General features: G+C 42.1%; 11 protein-coding genes. 5 read left to right on the top strand and 6 right to left on the bottom strand.

All coding sequences use genetic code 11. From position 1 onward, the window contains the following. Positions 1–6 precede the first annotated feature (6 nt). A complete protein-coding gene (locus FKG96_RS26070; protein ID WP_013663821.1) occupies positions 7–303 on the bottom strand; it encodes a hypothetical protein in 297 nt (98 codons plus the stop codon). A gap of 243 nt (positions 304–546) precedes the next feature. On the opposite strand from FKG96_RS26070, the gene FKG96_RS26065 reads away from it, so the two are divergent. Together FKG96_RS26065 and FKG96_RS26060 are read left to right on the top strand one after the other, a co-directional pair. Next, positions 547–1,350: a DUF4382 domain-containing protein gene (locus tag FKG96_RS26065; protein WP_013663820.1), complete on the top strand. Its 804-nt coding sequence runs from the start codon at positions 547–549 to the stop codon at positions 1,348–1,350. Between the two features lie 40 nt (positions 1,351–1,390). After that, positions 1,391–1,906 (top strand): hypothetical protein, encoded by a 516-nt coding sequence (locus tag FKG96_RS26060; protein WP_207303810.1) that lies wholly within the window; start codon positions 1,391–1,393, stop codon positions 1,904–1,906. A gap of 243 nt (positions 1,907–2,149) precedes the next feature. Here FKG96_RS26060 and FKG96_RS26055 read toward each other — a convergent pair whose 3' ends face one another. After that, positions 2,150–2,368, bottom strand: coding sequence for a hypothetical protein (locus FKG96_RS26055; RefSeq protein ID WP_013663815.1), 219 nt, complete (start codon positions 2,366–2,368; stop codon positions 2,150–2,152). Positions 2,369–2,709: 341 nt separating this feature from the next. On the opposite strand from FKG96_RS26055, the gene FKG96_RS26050 reads away from it, so the two are divergent. Then, positions 2,710–5,004: a GH92 family glycosyl hydrolase gene (locus tag FKG96_RS26050; protein ID WP_149106279.1), complete on the top strand. Its 2,295-nt coding sequence runs from the start codon at positions 2,710–2,712 to the stop codon at positions 5,002–5,004. 65 nt (positions 5,005–5,069) lie between these two features. Here FKG96_RS26050 and FKG96_RS26045 read toward each other — a convergent pair whose 3' ends face one another. From FKG96_RS26045 to FKG96_RS26030, 4 genes are all read right to left on the bottom strand, one after another. After that, a complete protein-coding gene (locus FKG96_RS26045; protein WP_130858199.1) occupies positions 5,070–6,554 on the bottom strand; it encodes a SusD/RagB family nutrient-binding outer membrane lipoprotein in 1,485 nt (494 codons plus the stop codon). A gap of 12 nt (positions 6,555–6,566) precedes the next feature. Then, the gene (locus FKG96_RS26040; protein WP_130858198.1) at positions 6,567–9,803 is read right to left on the bottom strand and encodes a SusC/RagA family TonB-linked outer membrane protein; all 3,237 of its coding nucleotides are present in this window, start codon (positions 9,801–9,803) and stop codon (positions 6,567–6,569) included. A gap of 389 nt (positions 9,804–10,192) precedes the next feature. Then, entirely contained in the window at positions 10,193–13,084 is a 2,892-nt protein-coding gene (locus FKG96_RS26035; protein WP_149106278.1) for a glycosyl hydrolase, read from the bottom strand. 47 nt (positions 13,085–13,131) lie between these two features. Continuing rightward, entirely contained in the window at positions 13,132–14,241 is a 1,110-nt protein-coding gene (locus FKG96_RS26030) for a hypothetical protein (protein WP_130858196.1), read from the bottom strand. 314 nt (positions 14,242–14,555) lie between these two features. Here FKG96_RS26030 and FKG96_RS26025 point away from each other — a divergent pair, with 314 nt between their 5' ends. Both FKG96_RS26025 and FKG96_RS26020 read left to right on the top strand, forming a co-directional pair. Then, positions 14,556–17,744: a TonB-dependent receptor gene (locus FKG96_RS26025; RefSeq protein ID WP_149106277.1), complete on the top strand. Its 3,189-nt coding sequence runs from the start codon at positions 14,556–14,558 to the stop codon at positions 17,742–17,744. 12 nt (positions 17,745–17,756) lie between these two features. Then, positions 17,757–19,637 (top strand): RagB/SusD family nutrient uptake outer membrane protein, encoded by a 1,881-nt coding sequence (locus FKG96_RS26020; RefSeq protein WP_130858194.1) that lies wholly within the window; start codon positions 17,757–17,759, stop codon positions 19,635–19,637. The last annotated feature ends 166 nt before the right edge of the window (positions 19,638–19,803 follow it).

Below are 19,803 nucleotides of genomic sequence, written 5' to 3'. Positions count from 1 at the left end.
AATCATTTAATGCTTCTTAATTTTTGGTCGAATCACTTTTGGTTTAACTTTTATATTCGGTTTTACTTTAACAGGTGCGTTTTGTTTCTTCGCTTTTGGTACTTGCTTTACCTCCACTTGCTGTTTAGTTTTTTCCGGTTTCTTATTCTTTCCTTTATCGTCCTGTTGTCTATTAGATGCAATGGAGTACTCATCATTTACCGAATTTGTAACTTCAGGTAATGTGGGTACTGTAAATGCATGGCAAATAGAGGCGTTTAAAAAGAACAAAAATACGGTATGCAAGTGATAGTGCCTCAACATGAGCTTATGATTTTGATAATTCAGAACCCATTTCTGAGTCCTATTAACAAAGATCTGTTCTTTGTATGAAAAATAAATGAAATGTCGAAATAAAAAAGATTTAAAATTTCATGTTGTTTTCATCTTGTCTCCTCAATTTTGAATCAACATCTATTTATGGGAAACATGTTTAAGCAATAGGGTGTGCATGTTAAACGGATGAAACAAGCGCACACACCGAAGGAAACATAAAAAACAGATCGTATGAAAACGAAAAACGTTTATTTAGCATTAGGAATAGCAATTATAGGACTTTTAGCCTTTGCCGGCTGCGATAAAAACGATGATAGTGCCGGGGGCGGAACAACTAGGGTAGAGGTACGTATGACAGATGCTCCAGGTAACTTTGATGCAATCAATTTACATGTCAAAGAAATTGTATTAAAGTCGGACGAACGATCCTATACTTTTGCCGCTGAAACGGGTTTGTTTAATATTCTCGATTACAGAATCGGAACCGCCAATCCTGATATTTTGGTGGCTTCAGGTGAAATGCCCAGTGGCGACATTACTGAAATCAGGTTGGTGCTTGATGACGGAAATACGATAGTTGTAGATGGAACGGAATATGCATTAACAACACCAAGCGGCCAATCTTCCGGTTGGAAAGTAAAATTGACAGAAAACCCTGTCTTGGTGCCGGGAGTGACTTATACACTTTTATTAGACTTCGACGCGGCTAAGTCCATTGTGCAAACCGGAAATGGAAAATATCTACTAAAGCCTGTTGTTAGGGGAGTGACGGCGGCTACCTCTGGACTTATATCCGGTTCCGTATCACCGATAGAAAGTTACCCCGAAGTACTTGCTATTCAAGGTACCGATACCGTGGGAACCGTTGCCGATCCATCAACAGGCGCATTTACAATCGGAGGTTTAGCTGCGGGAACTTATTCGCTGAAAATTGTTCCGCAGGATACTCTTGCCTTTCCTGATAGCACGATTGCTAATGTATCTGTTTCACTTGGTCAAAATACCAACATGGGTGTTATCAACTTAGAAAATTGATAAACGCGGAGCAGGCAGCCGACAACTAAAAAAAATAAAAATGAAAAAGCTATTATTACTTGTCATTTTAGTGACAATAGGGTTTATACCAATAAAGTCCGCAGCACAGGTGCAAGTAAGCATCAATATAGGATCACAGCCTCTCTGGGGCCCCGTAGGATATGATTATGTCGATTATTATTACTTGCCGGAAATTGAGAGCTATTATTACGTGCCATCCAGACAGTTTATTTATCTAAGCAATGGATCCTGGGTTTTCAGTTTAAATCTACCTCCACGATATAGAGGATATGATCTATACACGGGATATAAGGTAGTGATGAACCAGCCCCGACCTTATATGTATTTTAATAACCATAAGGTTAAATATGTTAAATATAAATCGAATCATTCGCAAGGAGTGATTGCACGGAGTAATAATCCTAAATACTATGTTGTAAAAGGACACCCAAAATACATGAAAGCCGGAAATGGGGGCAAGGGGAAAGGGAACAATCTTATTAAAAAAGGTGGCGGCCAGCACAAGGGACATGGCGGTCACGGACATAGTAAATAAAAGTCCCTATTCTAGCTTTGTGCCATTGCACCTGGCCTAATTTTGGCCGGGTGCATATGGTTTTGCTGACTTGGACCCCGTTGCTTTTTTGACCTGGCCCGGAGGCACTTTTCCACTTCTGCCTGCGGTTCTTGTGGTATAACAGGAACTAAATAAAAGTATGCTAGACAATGTGAGTAAGAAGTAAATCTTTTTCATGGCGTTATTTTTAGCACTTCTATCGAATATAGTGCCAAAAATAAGTTAACTCAAAATCCCCGCGCTTATATATTCCTGCTCTCTAACATCCGGGATGTTATTGCTGATCAACCAACTCTTGAATAGGTTTTCATCCGGGGCAATGTAATGTACAATGCTGCCATCCGTTAAAAGCAAAGTGAAAAGTTCTAAATTACTTATATATCTTTTTATTTTATAGGCTGGATATTCAAATCCGTCCAAATTGGTAAAGGAAGTTTCCATAAGCCAGCGATCATTTAATTTTAATTATAGCCTCTAAATTATTGGTTTTGTTTTGTAAATAGCTGATAAATAAAAAGTTGGTCAATTAACGCGAAAGTGTGTGTATAGCTGTTAAGAGCTTTCCTAGCTTTCAAGAAAATCTGAGTTATTGGGTGACCTTTTTTTACCACAGTTTGCGCAGAATTGTATTTTTTGGCTAAAAAATGTCCATTGATCGTAGCCCTTCACCAAATGATAGGCATACCTCGCCTAATCAAAAAAGCCAATCATTTTGTTTAGTGATTTACTTGATAAATGGTATCTTGCCTTATCAGCTAGCAGCTAGTTTCTTTAACATTCATATGAAAGAATTTTTAATTGTATATAGCACTTTCGTCGCTTTGTTTTTCCATAGTCCTGTTTTTGCCCAACAGTCCCAATTGATTCATTTTGTACAACCTTTGGCAGGAACCGCGGTTAGCGGCACTGACGCAGCAAAAAAGCATAGTGAGGCTAGCTCCGAACAATATGCCAATACAATCCCGGCAGTAAGTACACCGTTTGCTATGACTCAATGGACGGCTCAAACAAGAAAGACGGAACAGAAATGTGTAGCTCCTTACTATTATAGCGATTCGTTAATCAATGGTTTCCGAGCGAGTCATTGGCTAAGCGGTTCTTGTACGCAAGACTATGGTAGTTTCAGTGTAATGCCTGTTAGCGGCTCTTTACAGAAGGCGTTGCGACAGGCATCGAGCTCCTTTTCACACAACAATGAACAAAGCACCCCGGCTTATTATCAGGTAACACTCGATCGTTATCAATTGCTTGTAGAATTAACCGCTACTGCAAGATGTGGTATAATACGGGTCACTGCCCAGAAAAGTGATAGTGTTTATTTGCTAATAAATGCAAATAGCGATCAACATCAAGGGCAGTTGAATTTTGGAGGAAAGGGAAAAGTTCTTGGAAAGAACCCGGTTCATCGTATTTATCAGGGATGGGGTGAATATGCGGGATTCGATGGTCATATGTGTCTAATAACAGAGAGCGTACCATCAATTAGCGGGAGTTTTCATCAGGGTAAGATACAAAAAAGTGTTCTGGGTAGAAGTGACGAGACGAGTGGTATTTACCTGGGGTTTTTTCTAAAAAAAGGAGAGAGTATTTGCTTTAAAATAGGTACTTCCTTTACTGATATAGCCGGCGCCGAACAAAATCTAAAAGAGGAAATTCCCTTTTGGGCATTCGATGAGGTTAGGCAAAAAACAACAGATTTGTGGGAACAAGCTTTGGGAAAAATTGTGGTAGAGGATAATGACCTACAAGGCAAGCGAATCTTTTATACAGCCATGTATCACGCGATGCAACATCCACGCTTGTTTAATGATGTTGATGGCAAGTATCCCCGGTTTGCAGGAAGCAGCGGGTATGCACTGGCCGGACCAGCTGATTATTATGACGACTTTTCAATGTGGGATATCTATCGTGCACAGATACCCTTACTGGAAATTATAGAGCCGGAATTGGTGAATAATTTTGTGAGCTCCCTCATCAACAAGGGCGCACAGGGCGGATGGATGCCGATTTTTCCTTGCTGGAATAGTTATACTGCCGCCATGATCGGCGATCATGCCACGTCGGTCATTAGTTCAGCTTTTCTTAAAGGAATCGGACGGACCGACCCTTATGAAGCTTATGCGCTCCTTCGTAAAAATGCATTTATTGTGCCTGATACGGTCAGTTATCATGAGGGTAAAGGTAGACGCGCTTTGGCAACTTACCTGCAATATAATTATATTCCAATGGAGGATAGTGTGCCAATTGCCTTCCATAAAAAAGAGCAGGTGAGCCGAACACTGGAATATGCTTATGATGATTATGCATTGGCTATGTTCGCAAAATCTATCGGACAAACTGCAGATTATAAGCGGCTGCTCGCACGGGCAAAGAATTATGAAAACGTGTTCGATAAAGAGACGGGGATGGTCCGCGGACGCTATATTAATGGAACATGGTACAAACCATTCAATGCAAATAAGAGGGAACCCTATATTACGGAAGGAACACCGCACCAATATACATTTTATGTGCCTCAGGATATCCCGGGTCTCGCTAAATTGATGGGAGGACGAGACGTATTGAAAAATAGTTTAGATAGTTTATTCTCAAGCGGAGGCTATTGGCACGGCAATGAACCGGGGCACCAGATTCCCTTTCTCTATAATTTTACAAGTTCGCCGTGGAAGACACAGGAACGTGTAAGGCAGCTTTTAAAGGAAGAATATACGGACGGGCCGGGCGGACTCAGTGGGAACGATGATGCCGGGCAGATGTCGGCCTGGTATGTTTTTGCCTCGCTTGGCTTTTACCCGGTGGATCCGATCTCAGGTAGTTATCTGTTGACAAGCCCTTTTTATAAGAAGTATGAAATGTTGCTGCCTGACGGTAAAAAATGGATAGTAACTTGTGATAAAGATCCCGAAGACCATCCCTATATCCGTTCGGTTAGTTTAAATGGACGAGATCTCCGAAGGAACTATATTAAATACGAAGAGATCATGCAAGGCGGCAATTTGAAATTTCAATTGGCAAAAAAGCCCACGCAATGGGGAAGTACTGAAAAAGAACAAGTGCAGGGACTCAGCATTAGATGAAAAAAAGGCCCTTTCTCTTGTAGAGAAAGGGCCGAATATTTGTAACTTCTCAAAGAAGTTAGTAATTACTTAACACCTGTTCGGGTATCCCACCACATTTGTTGGCCCCAAGCGTAATCAGAGACATTGCTTAATACTACGTCTAGATTTTCTCGATTAAAGAGATACTCATTGTTTGGATACGGAATGCGGAAGGGCTGGTCATTGTGCGCGTCGCCGTATATTGAGTTTAGCGATGGATAGTTCGTCGAAGGTATTCCTGTTCTACGATATAGCGCCCAAGCCTCGAAATTATCTTTGAAAAGTGCAACCCATTCATCCCACCAGATGCGCTCTTTAGTATTATCCCATTTGCCCTTCCCCGCAAGGTAGGCTTCGGTAGCTGCTTGGCTAATGCCGTTATCTTCCATTGATAACCGTACGGCGTTTTCGTATGCCTCTTGTGCGCTAATGCCTACATTATAATCCAGCATAGCGGCCTCTGCCATAATATAATAACTTTCACAAGATTTGAAAAAAGGTGTAAAGCCCGCGGCATTCTTCATATAACGGTCGCCTATGTATGAAATCCGGGTTAATACAGGAGGAGGAGTCTTTGCACCATTCTGATAGCCACGATATTCCCCATCCGAAGCAACATTGGCCACGCTGGCAATCCGTGGATCTTCCATTTCTTTTAGGTGATCAATAAAAATATCGGCCATGCCAAAGTTATTTACACGCGAATCCCCGGTATACCCAGTTTCATACCATGGTTCATAATATGGTGCTGCACCAGGCCAGTATAAATAGCAATTAGCCGCATTAGAATTGATTACAGGATATTTCTCGGGTTGCGTGCAAATTTCTTCAATAGTGCTCTTCGCTAAATCTGGGGCAACACCCGAAATATGGATAGCCATACGAAGTCTTAAAGAATTGCAAAAGCGTTGCCATTTTTCCATGTCACCTTGGTAGATAAAATCACCTTCTCCAACTTCATCAGTACCGAAACCTGTGGCCATTTCATCTGCAATGGCTTTTAAACTAGCCATCACTGCGGGATAAATATCCTCCTGTTTGTCATATTTCGCTTTTAATATACTACCTTCTTCTTCAGCCCCCTGAAGCGCTTCCGAATAAGGAACGTCCCGCCAACCATCTGTTAAATATTGCCACATATAACATTGCCACAAACGGGCAACTAAGCGAATATTTTTGTACGCATCGGCAGCTTCTTCCGTTTTAGCCAACAGATCCTTTAATTGTGTATTGTTATAATAGCAAGCATACCATCGGTTGCCATAACCATTATTGGTAGGGACAAGCCCTCCGAAATAGTCCAAATACTGTATTTTGACAATATAGCCAGCAAAAGTGCCATAGCCATCAATATCCCCGCCAAACTGTTCCCCGGAATTTCGTAAAACGTTTGCGAGCATATTCGTTGGTGGTACATCCGGTAGTGCATCCGGATCGGTGTTGACTTCGTCAAAAGTTCTGGAACATCCACTTATCGCCGTCATTATTGCAACGATAGCTACTGTCATCAATCTATTTCTAATTTTCATGATTTTTCTTTGTTAAAATGTAACGCCTAACTTCAATCCAAAACTACGGGATGTAGGTACGGACGCTTGTTCAAAGCCTACACCGCGGCTATCGCTCGACACACCTCCGGTTTCAGGGTCAAGACGCATGGTATTCGATTTATGTACCCAGAGTAAGGCAAGATTAGAGCCGATAAGCGAAATATTCGCCCGTTTAATGCCTTTAAAACGCTGAAGGTATTTTTGCGGAACGGTATAAGTGATGGAAGCTTCACGAAGTTTCAAGAAAGACCCGTCGAACACATACATTTGATCGATACCCCCTGATTCATACCATGTTTGAGCATCCGTAGCGATGGTGTTCTGTACCCAAGATCCGTCCGCTGCTTGCATAGCAAAACGTTCGTTAGGCATGACATCTACACCAGCTACAATGGCTCTTTCACGCACACCATTTTCAGCGGTAATTTCTGCAGTTCCCGCTACATAGCTATGCGCCATGGTTTGCGACCAAATATCCCCTCCCTTACGCATATCTAACATGAACCCGAAAGAAAAGTCTTTAATGGTAAAATCATTACGCCAGCTTAACAGGAAATCAGGATTGATATTTCCCAAATTCTGACTAGCTTTACTTCTGACCAAACCATCAGAGGTTACTTTTATCGCACCTGCCATGGGGCCATCCTCCACACGATCATATCCGGGACCCACCAACATACCCCAAGGCTCTCCGGCTCTAGCCATTGTGGCAATCCCCCAAGTCCAGCCAATCTGATAATCGTTAACGCCTAGTTGTGGATATAGCTCAATTACCTTACTTTGGTTTTTAGCAAAATTAACCGTGCTTCGCCAATTTAAACCGGTCTCTTTTTTAATAATATCGCCATACACCATAATTTCAACACCTTTGTTTTGTATCTCACCGGCATTTAAAACCATGCGGTTAAAGCCTACTACATTGGACGTATTCACATTTAGAATCTGATCCACGGTTTTTTTGTAGTAGTAAGTGAAATCGGCGTGTAAGCGGTTATTTAAAAAGCCTAATTCCGTTCCTACCTCCCAGGTAATAGTGTTTTCAGGTCTTAAGTTCTTATTTGGATAAGTCATACTCTTATACATTTGCGCTACACCGTCAAAAGAATTGTTTTGCGCATAGTAATACAGCTGATTCTGATAAGCTGAGGTCCCTGCACCAATTTCGGCCCAACTGCCACGTAATTTCCAGAATGACAGGACTGTTCCGCTTAGACTAGGAAAGCTTGTAGTAGGCAGCCAAGTTAAACTAAGTGAAGGATAAAAGAAGTCGTCTTTTACGGTTGAGCTCCAATCATTACGCAAACTAGCATCGAGGTACAATTGCTCTCTCCAGCCTAGTGATGCAGACCCATACACGGAATTCGATCGGATATGTGTATGATCCATTTCGGTAATCGCGTCTCCTTTTTTATTGGCAATAGTATAGACTCCCAATACGGTTAACGCATCGGCGCCTTGCATTGTTCTTGACCATTTCGCATCTCGATAGTTGACTCCCGCCATGGCAAATAGGCTGAAATCGTTTAGTTGTTTATTGAAAGATGCAATAAAATCCAGGTTTAACTCCGTGTTATCCTGTTTGATGTCTCTGAACATGCCCTCCCGATAAGAGGTGTTGTAGTAATTCTTTTCCAACGCTTTTGACCCATAGTAGTCAAATCCCATTCTACCTTCAAATTTTAAAAATTCAAAAGGTTGATAATACATGGAGGTTTTTCCGAAGAACCGATCCCGTTGAAAGCTATTGGTGTTTTCATATACATTAAAAAAGGGATTGATATGGTAGCTTTGGTTCCAGTTATAATAGGTATAATCGCCTTTCTCATCCCGCTGATCCCAGTTAGCTTTTAAGCTCGCCATATTAACCTGGCGGCCAGACCAAATGAACCCGTTGATTGGGTTATTTCCTTCGTAACCTTGGTTTAGCAAATTATCACTTTCGGTTCTTGAATAATTACCCATCACGTCGTAGGAAACCTTGTCACTAATATTCATGTTATTATTCAATTGTAAACTGTACCTCCGTTGGTCTGTATTTGGAACAGTACCTTGTTGATTTCTGTACGACATTGATACGCGCGTACTTGATTTATCCGTACGAGAAAGTAATGATACGTTATGATTCATTGAATAGCCGGTGCGTAAAAATTCCCTCACATTATTTGGGTGTGAAATCCAATCGGTTGCTTGGCGCACCCCATCAATTACCGGGCTGTCAAATTGGGGTAACTTTAAGCCTATATCCAAACGAGGGCCCCAAGATTCGTCGAAGCCATCATTGACACTGTTTTCATCATTTCCGGTGCCATCTACATATCTAAAGCTTTTTTGAGCGGCATAATCTTGATAGCTCAAACCGTCTTCGTCTAGACCGTAATGGTACTCGTCACCGTCATGCCCTTGTCCATATAAATTCTGGAGCTTAGGGTAGGTGTACGCGCGATCAAGGGTAAAATTACCATCATAGGATATGCTCACGCCATGGTTGGCATTTTTGCCTGATTTGGTGGTGATTAAAATAACACCATTTCCTGCGCGCATACCATAAAGGGCCGCTGATCCACCTTTTAAAACATTAATCGATTCAATATCCTCTGGATTGATATCATTCAACCCCGAACCGTAGTCAACCCCTTTATAGGTGTTATCGCCCGAGCGCTGGCTATCACCATTAATTGGTACCCCATCCACTACTATAAGTGGCTGCTGATCACTGTTTAATGACGAATTTCCACGGACTGAAATGCGTGAAGAAGCACCAACCGTTCCGCCGAATTGATTCACTTGCACACCTGCTACTTTGCCCGAAAGTGCACCTGTAACGCTTAGCTGTCCGGATTTCGTCAAATCTTCTGACTTTACTTCCTGAACTGCGTATCCTAGAGACTTCCGCTCTCTGGTAATACCAAGTGCAGTGACCACCACCTCATTTAATGTTTGCTCGTCAGCATTTAATACGATTTCTAATGTGGTTTGTTTTTCAATGGTTATTTTCTTTTTTTCGTACCCGATGGCGGTTACGTTTAAAACAGTTGGACCGTCATAAGTAACGGAAAATTCCCCATTAGGTCCTGTTGATGTTCCTGTTCCATTTGCTAATGTAATGGAAACTCCCGGGATTGGCTTTTGTTCGCTGTCTACCACCCTTCCTCGCAGAAGCGTCTGCGCATAAAGAGTAGTAGACAAGAAAAAGCAAAAAACCAAAAAGGTAAAGATCTTTTTTCTCATGGTGTTTAGTTTTTGTTGAATTGGGTTGATCTTTTTATTTTTTTTAAAAAGTACAGCTCAAATTTATCGTTCTGAGTTAGCTGTTTTTAATCGGATTTTAACCTAAATTTATCTAATTTTAACCTTATTTTAATGTGGGGTTATTGAGAGAAGGTGCGATTGTGGTTTGGATTGGTGCTTCTATAGTGTCTGTGGTACTTAATTTGGGTGTTTTTCTGTTTTTTGTGATAGGTTTTTGTTTGTTTTTGAGATATTTTGTGCTATACGTGTGCATTTTCTTTATGCTAACCCTTATATAGTGAATTGTTAATACGTTTTAGCAGAAAAAAATTTAAAAGAATATAGAAAAGCATGCCTGTTCCGGTCGTACTGAGTACTGATAACAAATGTCAATTACCGGAAAGAGTTAATGGAGTTAAAGTAATCTCGCCTATAAGGCCGGATGGTTTTGGTGTCCAATTTTTCGCTGTAAATTTTCCATCTTCGCCCATATTTTTTTTCTTCCGTGCGTTAAAATTTGTATTGTAGAAAATTCGCCACTGAACGTTCCTTTTATCGAGATCAGCAATTCGGTTAGCCATAAGATTCGATACCTTTATCTCCAATTCATCATTGCCTTTCAGTTGATCACTTGGAATTTCTAAACTGTAGGGTGTGCTGAACAACGTTGTTAGATATCTACCATTTAAGTATACGGCAGCACTTTCGTGTACCTCGCCAAGATCCAAGCGCCAGGCATCAGCTTTAGTAGGAAGTGCCGGGATTTTTGTTTTATAGGTTGCGGTTCCTGAAAAGCTTGTATAAGCTTCTCCATAATCTGTCCACGATTGCAATTCTTTTGTGTATAGGCTATTTGGAAGCGTGGGACCACCTTTTATAAAGTTTATTTGCCACTCTTTTGCGAGTGTAATCGCATCGCCACTCACTTCATAGTAAGGGTAATGGTTGCCTTTGTAGCTGCATTTAAAAGTTTCTAATACGATCGATTCAGCTGGTTTCAATTGAAGGTAGATTTCTACCTGATTCCCATGCCGACGTGTCTTGGCGTAACCATCGATACCTGTCATCAAATTATATAAGGCAGCCGACTGATAGTCCGCATTTAAGGTAATCCAACCTTCAAAAAGCGACTGCAATGGATTGTGAATAAAATAATAATAGTTACCATCTTCTTTCACCCTCCGGATGCTTTGAAGTCCAACGGCATATATCCTTTCCGGGACAACGTCGGTATGCCCGCTTAAGTCAACCAACCCTTCGCTCAGGACGATTTGGCCTTTTCCATATTTCGCTATTTGGCTGCCTTGATATCCTGTGAAAGCGAGCTTTTCTTTTAGTAACTGCATTCGTTGCCTAGCTTCAGTCAAATTGGCGAAACCTGGTATGTCAGTTGGCAAGTTTTTGTGAAACACAATGCTTGCTCCCTTTTGCGCAAGCATCATTAGCTTTTTAAAAGTCGCGACAGGCATATGGTGTGTTTCAGGCACTACAATGGTTTTATAACTATTGCCACCAATAAGCAAAGCGGTATTTTGGTACTCAACATCCAATAACTGCTTATCACTAATGGCGTCCCAACTATAACCGTGCTCACTTAAATAAGTTCCGCAAGCTTTTAGTGATAGTTCATCAAAGAAGCGGTTGGAATGAAAATGATGGAGCATACTTTTGCCCGTTTCAGACCAAAGATCGGATACACCAAAATAAAGTAAGATATCGTTCGAGGGTTTGCCGGCTTGTAGGAAGGCCTGTCCTCTTGCTACATATTGATTAAAAGCACCGAAATGATCCCAAAGGCTATTATTAGGTGTAAAATGTACGGCCGCGTAAAAAAGCCATCCGGGCCATGTAGCGTCTTGAGGAGAATAGGCAGTGCCATGATAAAATACATGATTAACACCGGCAAGCCACAATTTATCAATGGCTGTTTTGACATCTCCTAAGTTCGATTCAAAATGCTCGTTTAACCAGGTAGCCGATTCGGAAGAAATTAAGTTCTTTCCTGTCACATGCCCTGCGGACGGAGCACTTTTGAGATTGACGATATCTGTACCTTCAATTTCCGGAATGTCACTGGCTGCATATAAGTCAAGTACATTAGCCGGTGAGCCATGCGCTTGATTGCGGATCCCCTTTCCTTGTTTAGCGGCCCAACGTTGCCAATTTTTGGTGTATACTTCCAATAATAGATCACTAACAGTAAGTCGGTAGTCGTACAATATTCTTTTATTTTTCTCTTCGGTGTCAATTCCCAGCAAAGCCGGGATATGTTGGCGGAGGTCATACCCTCGCATTTTTTTAAATGCTGTAAAAAAGTCGGGTGTCCAATTTGCCTGTCCTTGTGCATCGTCTACTTCATATGAATCATTAAAGAAATTACGGAGGTAACTCAAATCATATCCTTTAAAGGCTTTGTCAAATTGGAGCAGATATTTTTCAAGTGCTTCTGCCGAAAAGTGATCGATCACGTTGCCTTCGCCGCCTGGTCCTGCACGTTCCACCATTTTTCCATGGTCGCCTTGAAAAAGAGCACATACTAGCCATTTGCCATTCGGAGCAGTCCACTCCAACCTGCCATTTATCACGTTGTCGGTTAAATCAATAACCTCATCAAAGCCTTGGCTAGTTATTTTATTGGCAGTTACCGAAATGAGTGGGAGTTCTTTTTCAAAACGTACCTGATCAAAAGCATAGGCTTGTAGATTGTTGTTGGCGGTGATGGGGTCTTTTAGCTCCCTTATGTCAACCTTCTTATCACCGGCAGTACGTACAAGTGGTTTCTGTACATATTTTATAGATTCCGTTACCTTTTGCCCGCCTTCAATAGTAAATGTTTTTGAAACCATATTTTTACAGGCGATTGTTTCATCGACCCACGGACCGCCGAAAGGCCAGCCGGAAGCGTTGGCTAAATCGACTCCTAAGCCCAGCCTTTTTGCTTCCTGTAAAGTGTAGCTTAATTTGTCCATCCAAGCGGGTGAGAGAAAATTGATAAATTGGTCTTCCGCTCCATGCACACCATAAATCGGTGTTATTTCCACGCCACCCAATCCTGCTTGTTTATAGGCTTCAAGGGCAGCCGTTAAGTCCTTTTCCGTAACGGCATTGCCGAACCACCACCATCGCGTCCATGGCTTTACTTCTTGTTTAAGTTCGGGCCAGTGAATTCTTCCATTTTCTTTTTCCTTTATCGGTTTTTCTATACGAAAACTGAAAAAAGCAGCCGCCATTACGAGCAACAGAATTACTTTTCGGGATATACTTAAAAATGGTTTGAACATCACGAGCTTTCCTGGTTTATACTAAAAATGACACAATAATTTTTGTCTTATTCCCATCCAAGTGTGCACTTGCCCACAGCGTAGAACTTTTTACCATTCTTGGACGTCAGCGCTGTATAAATAACCGTAAAAGTACCGTCTTCTTCTTCAATGGCGCAAAGTGGTGTACGCATGGCATGATCCCCCGGGTCTCCCCAAAGATTCTTTTGAGATTGTACTTTGATGCGTGTCTCATGATTCCAATGTATCCCATCCTTTGAAAGGCTGTAGCCGATTTCTTGATCACCAAATGAGTCAAAAACGGTTAAATAACGTCCGTCTTTCAACTCAGTAACCTGAGCATTTTCGTTAAAAATCTCCGTTAAAGGGATCGGATTATGTCCTTCCGGCATTCTTGTCCAAGGCCCACTCAGCTTGGTTGCCGTTGCCATACCGGTAGGCCACGGTCCTTGGGGTACATGATTGTGCCCGTCGTAAAAAGCATACCATCGATCACCCACTTTATAGGGATTAAAGGTCGCTACGGCCTGCTGACCTTCCCACGGTTGCGAGTTTTCATCCGGTTGTAGCACGATACCCATATCGGCATAAGGGCCGGCAATACCTTTGCGGCCGGGTATAACTGATTTGGCTCGCCAAATCCGGCCCGCATAGTCATTTCCCTCGATCTCGTCTTTGGTTTTATCGCCTGCGCGATAAGCTACATAAAAAATGTTCCAGGCATTTTCATCTTCGTTAAATTCAACCGCGGTGACCCATACTTCTGATCGCGGATTGGATGGGCTCCGTCCGGGAATACTTTCGACGAGTGTAGATTGGCGTTTCCAATGAATAGCGTCCCCACTTGTCCAATAAGCAATTCGCATATCCCGATGTGGCCGTTCAAACATCTCATTAATAAACATATGATAAGTACCATCGATTTTTACCACTTGTCCTGTTTCAAAGCCTGCCCGATTTTTACTGGATAAAACATCAGGGTGGTTTGGACCAATGACCGGTTGCTCAAACTCTCCGATACGTTTTAAGCGAATCTTAGATAACTCGTCCTTTCTAGTAGCTTTCACCGTTTGCGATAATGCGATGTCGGTACTGCTGAATACTAAAATGGTCAATAAAATTAAGTGACGTATTAATAACAAGGTGTTTTTATTCATGATCAGGTCAACGCTACGATCTTAGGATTATAAAGCCATTGGTTATCTTTCAAAAGAAAGATTTTCCAAGCTTAAATCCATCCTGTACTGTTATGCATTCTTATATCGTGAACTCCGGAATCGTTTGCGTAGATTTTTTATGTGTTTAAGCGCTCCTCTGCTAAAACGTTTCCTTTTTTTTCTTGATCCATTTACACGTATAATCGTTAAAAAAACACAGGATGGGGCAGGTTGCGCCAACTCAACAAATATTGTTCTTTCGTTAGTAAATGTCTCGCTAACATTTATTGAGACACACCAAAACCAATTATTTTATGAAGAAAAACCTATTGCAACCGAATGCTTTGTTAACCCTGTTGCTTGGCATTTTCTTAATGCTTATTACTGCTCGAAGTTTTGCCCGGCAAAGCACCCCGATATCCGGGCAGGTAAAGGATGCTTCAAGTGGAGAGCCCCTGCTGGGAGTAAGTGTCTTTTTAAAGGGAGGTACCACCCAATCAAAGACAGATGACAAAGGAAATTTTGTTATTTCAGCCGAACGTGGTCAAACCCTTATATTTAGGTATGTAGGCTACGACGAAGTTCAACAAGCTATTGTTAATTCGACCATGCAAGTCGTGATGGCGAGCAACTTACAACAACTGGAGGAAGTTGCCGTGGTAGGCTACAACGTCGTCAAGCGTGAAAATTTGACCGGTGCTGTTGCTAGTATAGGCAGTAAACAGATTGAGCAGCTACCTGTCCAAAATCCCTTGCAGGCCATGCAAGGACGAATTGCGGGCGTCGATGTAACTGCCAATGCGCGCCCTGGTGAAATGGGAAGTATCCGGGTACGTGGTAATCGGTCTTTGCTGGCTACTAACAATCCTTTATATGTGGTAGATGGCATCCCGTTATCAGCCGGTGGGATTGATGCCATTAACCCGCATGATATTGAAACGATCGATGTGCTAAAGGACGCTTCCGCAACAGCCGTTTACGGTTCCCGGGCGGCAAATGGTGTCATTATGATCACAACAAAAAGAGGAAAGCAAGGGACCGCACAAATTAATTATAACGTTATCAATACATTTGAACGCATTAACGATCTGAACACCGTGTTCAATGCGGGTGAGTATGCAGAATATCGACGTAATGCTTTTCGTTCGGTTTCTACCACAAATGCTACAACGGGTTATACTACCCCGTATCCAAATCCTGTACAGGACAAAAGAATATTGGGCGTTGACCCCTATGCCTGGGAAAGCATTGCAAAGGGGTATACGTGGGTAGATAAGGATAATCTGATTGCTCAAATGCGGCCTACTACCGCTGAGGAGAAGGCGAAGTGGGGCGTTGATGAAGTACCCATGTATGATGCAAGCCAGGTTCCTACCACAGATTGGACCGATTATGTCACGCAGACAGGATTTACAACTGATCACACCCTGGGAGTGTCCATGGGATCTGATAAGATGACTGCTAATTTTACGGGTGGATATCTTAATCAGAAAGGGACTAATAAGGGGCAAGATTATAAACGCTATAGCGGAAGAGTGGGTTTGGAGCTCCGTCCAACAAATTGGTTTACACTGGGAGCGTCGATTAATGGCACATGGTCTGTTCAAAACTACGGCTATACCGGATCCGGGAGTCGGGCTGCTAATGCCATCTATGGTGCGGCACAAGGTATGCTACCCTATGCGGTGCCTTATGATAACCAGGGCAACTACATTTACCTGCCGGGCGGCGACATCAATATTGTAAATCCTATTTTGGAACATGAATATGTAATTAATGAACGAACGGCTTTGCGTGCCCTGGGAAGTTTTTATGCAGAACTCAAATTATTCGATGGTTTGAAATATCGTATGAACTATGGGCCTGATTTTAGAAATTTCCGTAATGGCCAGTTCCAAGATGCCCGCTCTATACTTAGAGGAGGTGGTGCTTCTACGTCGACTAATTATGCGCGTCTTAATAAGACGCAAAATATCGCCTGGACATGGGATAATCTCTTGTATTACAACAAAACCTTTGCTGAAAAGCATAATCTGGACATTACGTTGTTGCATAGTATGACATCGAATCGATCCGAAAGTTCAGACATGACTGCTATCGATTTGCCTTATAACAGCCAATTGTGGTATAATTTATCTTCAACCGCTCGAGGTGAATTGCAAGGTTGGGGCTCGGGTTATTCCAAAAACACCTTAATGTCCTATATGGCTCGGGTTAATTATACCTTTGCCGATAAGTATATTTTAACAGCCTCTAACCGATGGGACGGAGCTTCTGTTTTAGCACCTGGTAATAAGTGGCAATCTTTCCCCGCAGCGGCATTGGCCTGGAGAATGGAACAGGAAAGCTTTATTGAAAACAGCTCATGGCTCAATCAATTGAAGCTTCGCGTAGGAGTAGGTACTACCGGAAACTCCGCGATTGATCCCTATACCACGATGGGCGGGTTAATTGAAATGCCCATTGTATTTGGCAATCAGGTAGAGATGGGATACATTCCATCGGACCCAAAAGCTGCTAACCCCGGAACCATGGCCAATCGCGATTTAAAATGGGAGCGCACCACGCAATGGAATGCGGCGGTCGACTTTGGTTTATTCAAAAATCGGCTGAATGGTTCATTGGATTTCTATATGTCTAAAACGAGTGATCTATTAATGAATCGTCCTATTCCAACTGTAAATGGATTTACCACCATGTATTACAACGTGGGTAAAACTAAAAATCGTGGTGTTGAGTTAACGCTGTCTTCCATGAATATTGATCGACCTAATTTCAAATGGTTAACTGATTTTAATATAGCTACTAACAAGGATGAAATTGTCGAATTGCTCGATGGCGAATCCGATCTTCCGGCATCTAGTTTCTTTATCGGACAACCTTTATTTGTTTACTATGATTATGAGAAAATAGGCATTTGGCAAACTGCCGACGCCGCGGAAATGGCAAAATTTAATGAAAACGGTGCAACTTATAAGGCCGGCGATATCCGCGTGGCGGATTTAAATGGCGATTATATTATTGATAACAATAATGACCGGAAGGTGTTGGGTAGCAGATTTCCGCGCTGGACTGCCGGTATAACCAATACCTTAAATTATAAAAATTGGGAATTGTCCTTTTTCTTTTATGCGAGATGGGGCTTCTTGATCGAAGGAGGAGCGGTGGATATGCAAGGGCGCTACGCGTCACGAAAAGTAGATTACTGGACACCGGAAAATCCTACAAACGCTTATCCGCGAGCAGATTATGGTAATGGTGGGCAGCCGATTCATTATTCGTCTATGAACTACCAGAATGGATCTTTCATTAAACTAAGGAATGTTTCTTTAGGTTATAATTTTGCGCCCAACGTGTTAAAAACGCTTCATATGAGCAACTTAAAGTTATACGCGCAAATGATTAATCCGTATATCTATGTAAGGAACGGTTTTATAGATCCTGATATCAATTCATCAATTTCATCAAGAAGTTTTGTTCTTGGACTTAATGTTACCTTCTAAGTAGACCTAATTATGAAGACTCTTAATAACAAAATATATATAGGCTTGCTGTTGGCAAGCACGATCTTACCCAGTTCTTGCTCCAAATTTTTAGAAGAAGAGGTCGTAGCCACACTGACTAATCAACATTATCAAACCGTGGAGGGTTTAGAAAGCTTGGTGGTTGGTATGTATGATGGATTGCGCTTTCATTTTAATTATGAATGGGCTTATACGACCACTAACTATGGTGTTGACGAATTTACGAATGGCGGCGGCTTGGACAAAGTACATTTCAATACTTATTCAAGTGTATTGGATCCGACTGTCGGGGAATTCGCTAACGTGTGGGATAATATGTACGCTAATATTAATACCGCCAACACCGGCATTAAAAACATACCCGGTGTTTATCCGGACGGAGAGCAGAAGAATACGCGCTTGGGCGAATGTTATTTTATGCGGGCATTCGACTATTTTAAGCTGGTAAAACAGTTTGGCGGTGTTCCGTTAAAACTGGAACCATCCGAAAGTTTGCAAACCGATTTTGTCCGGGCACCCGCAGAGCAAGTTTATGCGCAGATAATAAGTGATTTTAGACGAGCTGTGGATTTATTGCCTAGCACGGCCGCACAAGTTGGTCGTATTACAAAGGCTGCCGCACAACACTGCGTGGCTAAGGCATACCTCTATCGAGCCAGCGAATTGAACGCATCTTTTAGTAAACAGACCGACTTAGATAGTGCCATCTATTACGGAGAGCAGGTTATAAATAACTCTCCCTATCAATTAGCCTCCGATTATGCTGATTTATTTCGCTATACCAAAGTGAATGACGTAAATGAAACGAATTCGGAAATTATTTTGGCAGCGCAGTTTGATAACCAAGATGCCTTGGCCGGACGCTACGGTAATCAAACGCACCTTTACTTTCTTTCGATTTATCAAACACTACCAGGTATGGTAAGGGATATTGCGAATGGTCGGGAATTTCAACGATTAAGACCCACTGATTACGCGCTTGACGTTTTTAATAGAAAGATTGATTCTCGATTTTATAAGAGTTTTAAATTCGCGTACCTTGCCAATAATGCAAATACGCTACCTAAATGGACTGAAGCTAATGCGCCGAGTTCTAACCTGATAGGACAGGCTAAATTTAATCTTGGTGATACCGCGGTAGTTTACATCGCTAATAGCAGCAATGATAACCGTTTTACTGCCGAAACCATCAATAAATCTGCACCTACTCTTTTTGTTCGTTACTACCTTGATAACGGAGAAGTTAAATCTAACTGGACGATTAGCCAGTATCTTTCTTTATCTAAATATATTGATCCTTTCAGAACAACTGTCGCCAGTCAGTTTGGAACACGGGATGGTATGATCGCCCGTATTGGCGAAACCTATTTAATAGTAGCAGAAGCATATGGCAGGAAGGGTGATTACGGTTCCGCTTTACGCTATATCAATATATTGAGACAGCGAGCAGGATTTAATGAAGGTGAAAATCGTACGCCGGTTTACTATCGCGCTGAAAATGTACCCGCCGGTACGGTAAGTTCAACAAAAAACGAAATGATCGTAACGGAGGCTGCTTTTACACCAGGGACAACACAAGCCGCTGCTGAAATGTATCCTCCTTCAGCTAATTCCATGGCGCAATGTTTCATCCATTTTATATTGAATGAACGCTCAAGGGAGTTGCTTGGCGAATTCCATCGGTGGGAAGATCTATCACGTACCAAAACGTTAGTGGAACGTGATCAACAATTCAATCCGGAGGCGGCTCCAAATGTGCGTGAGAAACATTTGCTGCGCCCTATCCCGCAGAGCTTTCTGGATGCGGTGCAACGTAACGGCGCCTCTTTGACTTCAGAAGAAAAACAAGCGATGCAGAACCCTGGCTGGTAAGAAACCCTTTTTTACATACATATTGTTCTAGTTCATGTTGGTTCGGCGAGGCTGCTTAAGGGCAGCTTCGTCGTTTTAAAGTAGGACGTTTTCGTCGTCAGGACAGTCCCTGACAGTTAGCTTTGTCGGAATGATTATCTTGTGCCTTTATTTAAATGAAACTTAA

It is taken from the genome of Olivibacter sp. LS-1, from assembly GCF_008245145.1.
In the GTDB taxonomy this organism is placed as follows: Bacteria; Bacteroidota; Bacteroidia; order Sphingobacteriales; family Sphingobacteriaceae; genus Olivibacter; species Olivibacter oleidegradans.
This window is presented reverse-complemented; position numbering and strand designations above follow the sequence as displayed.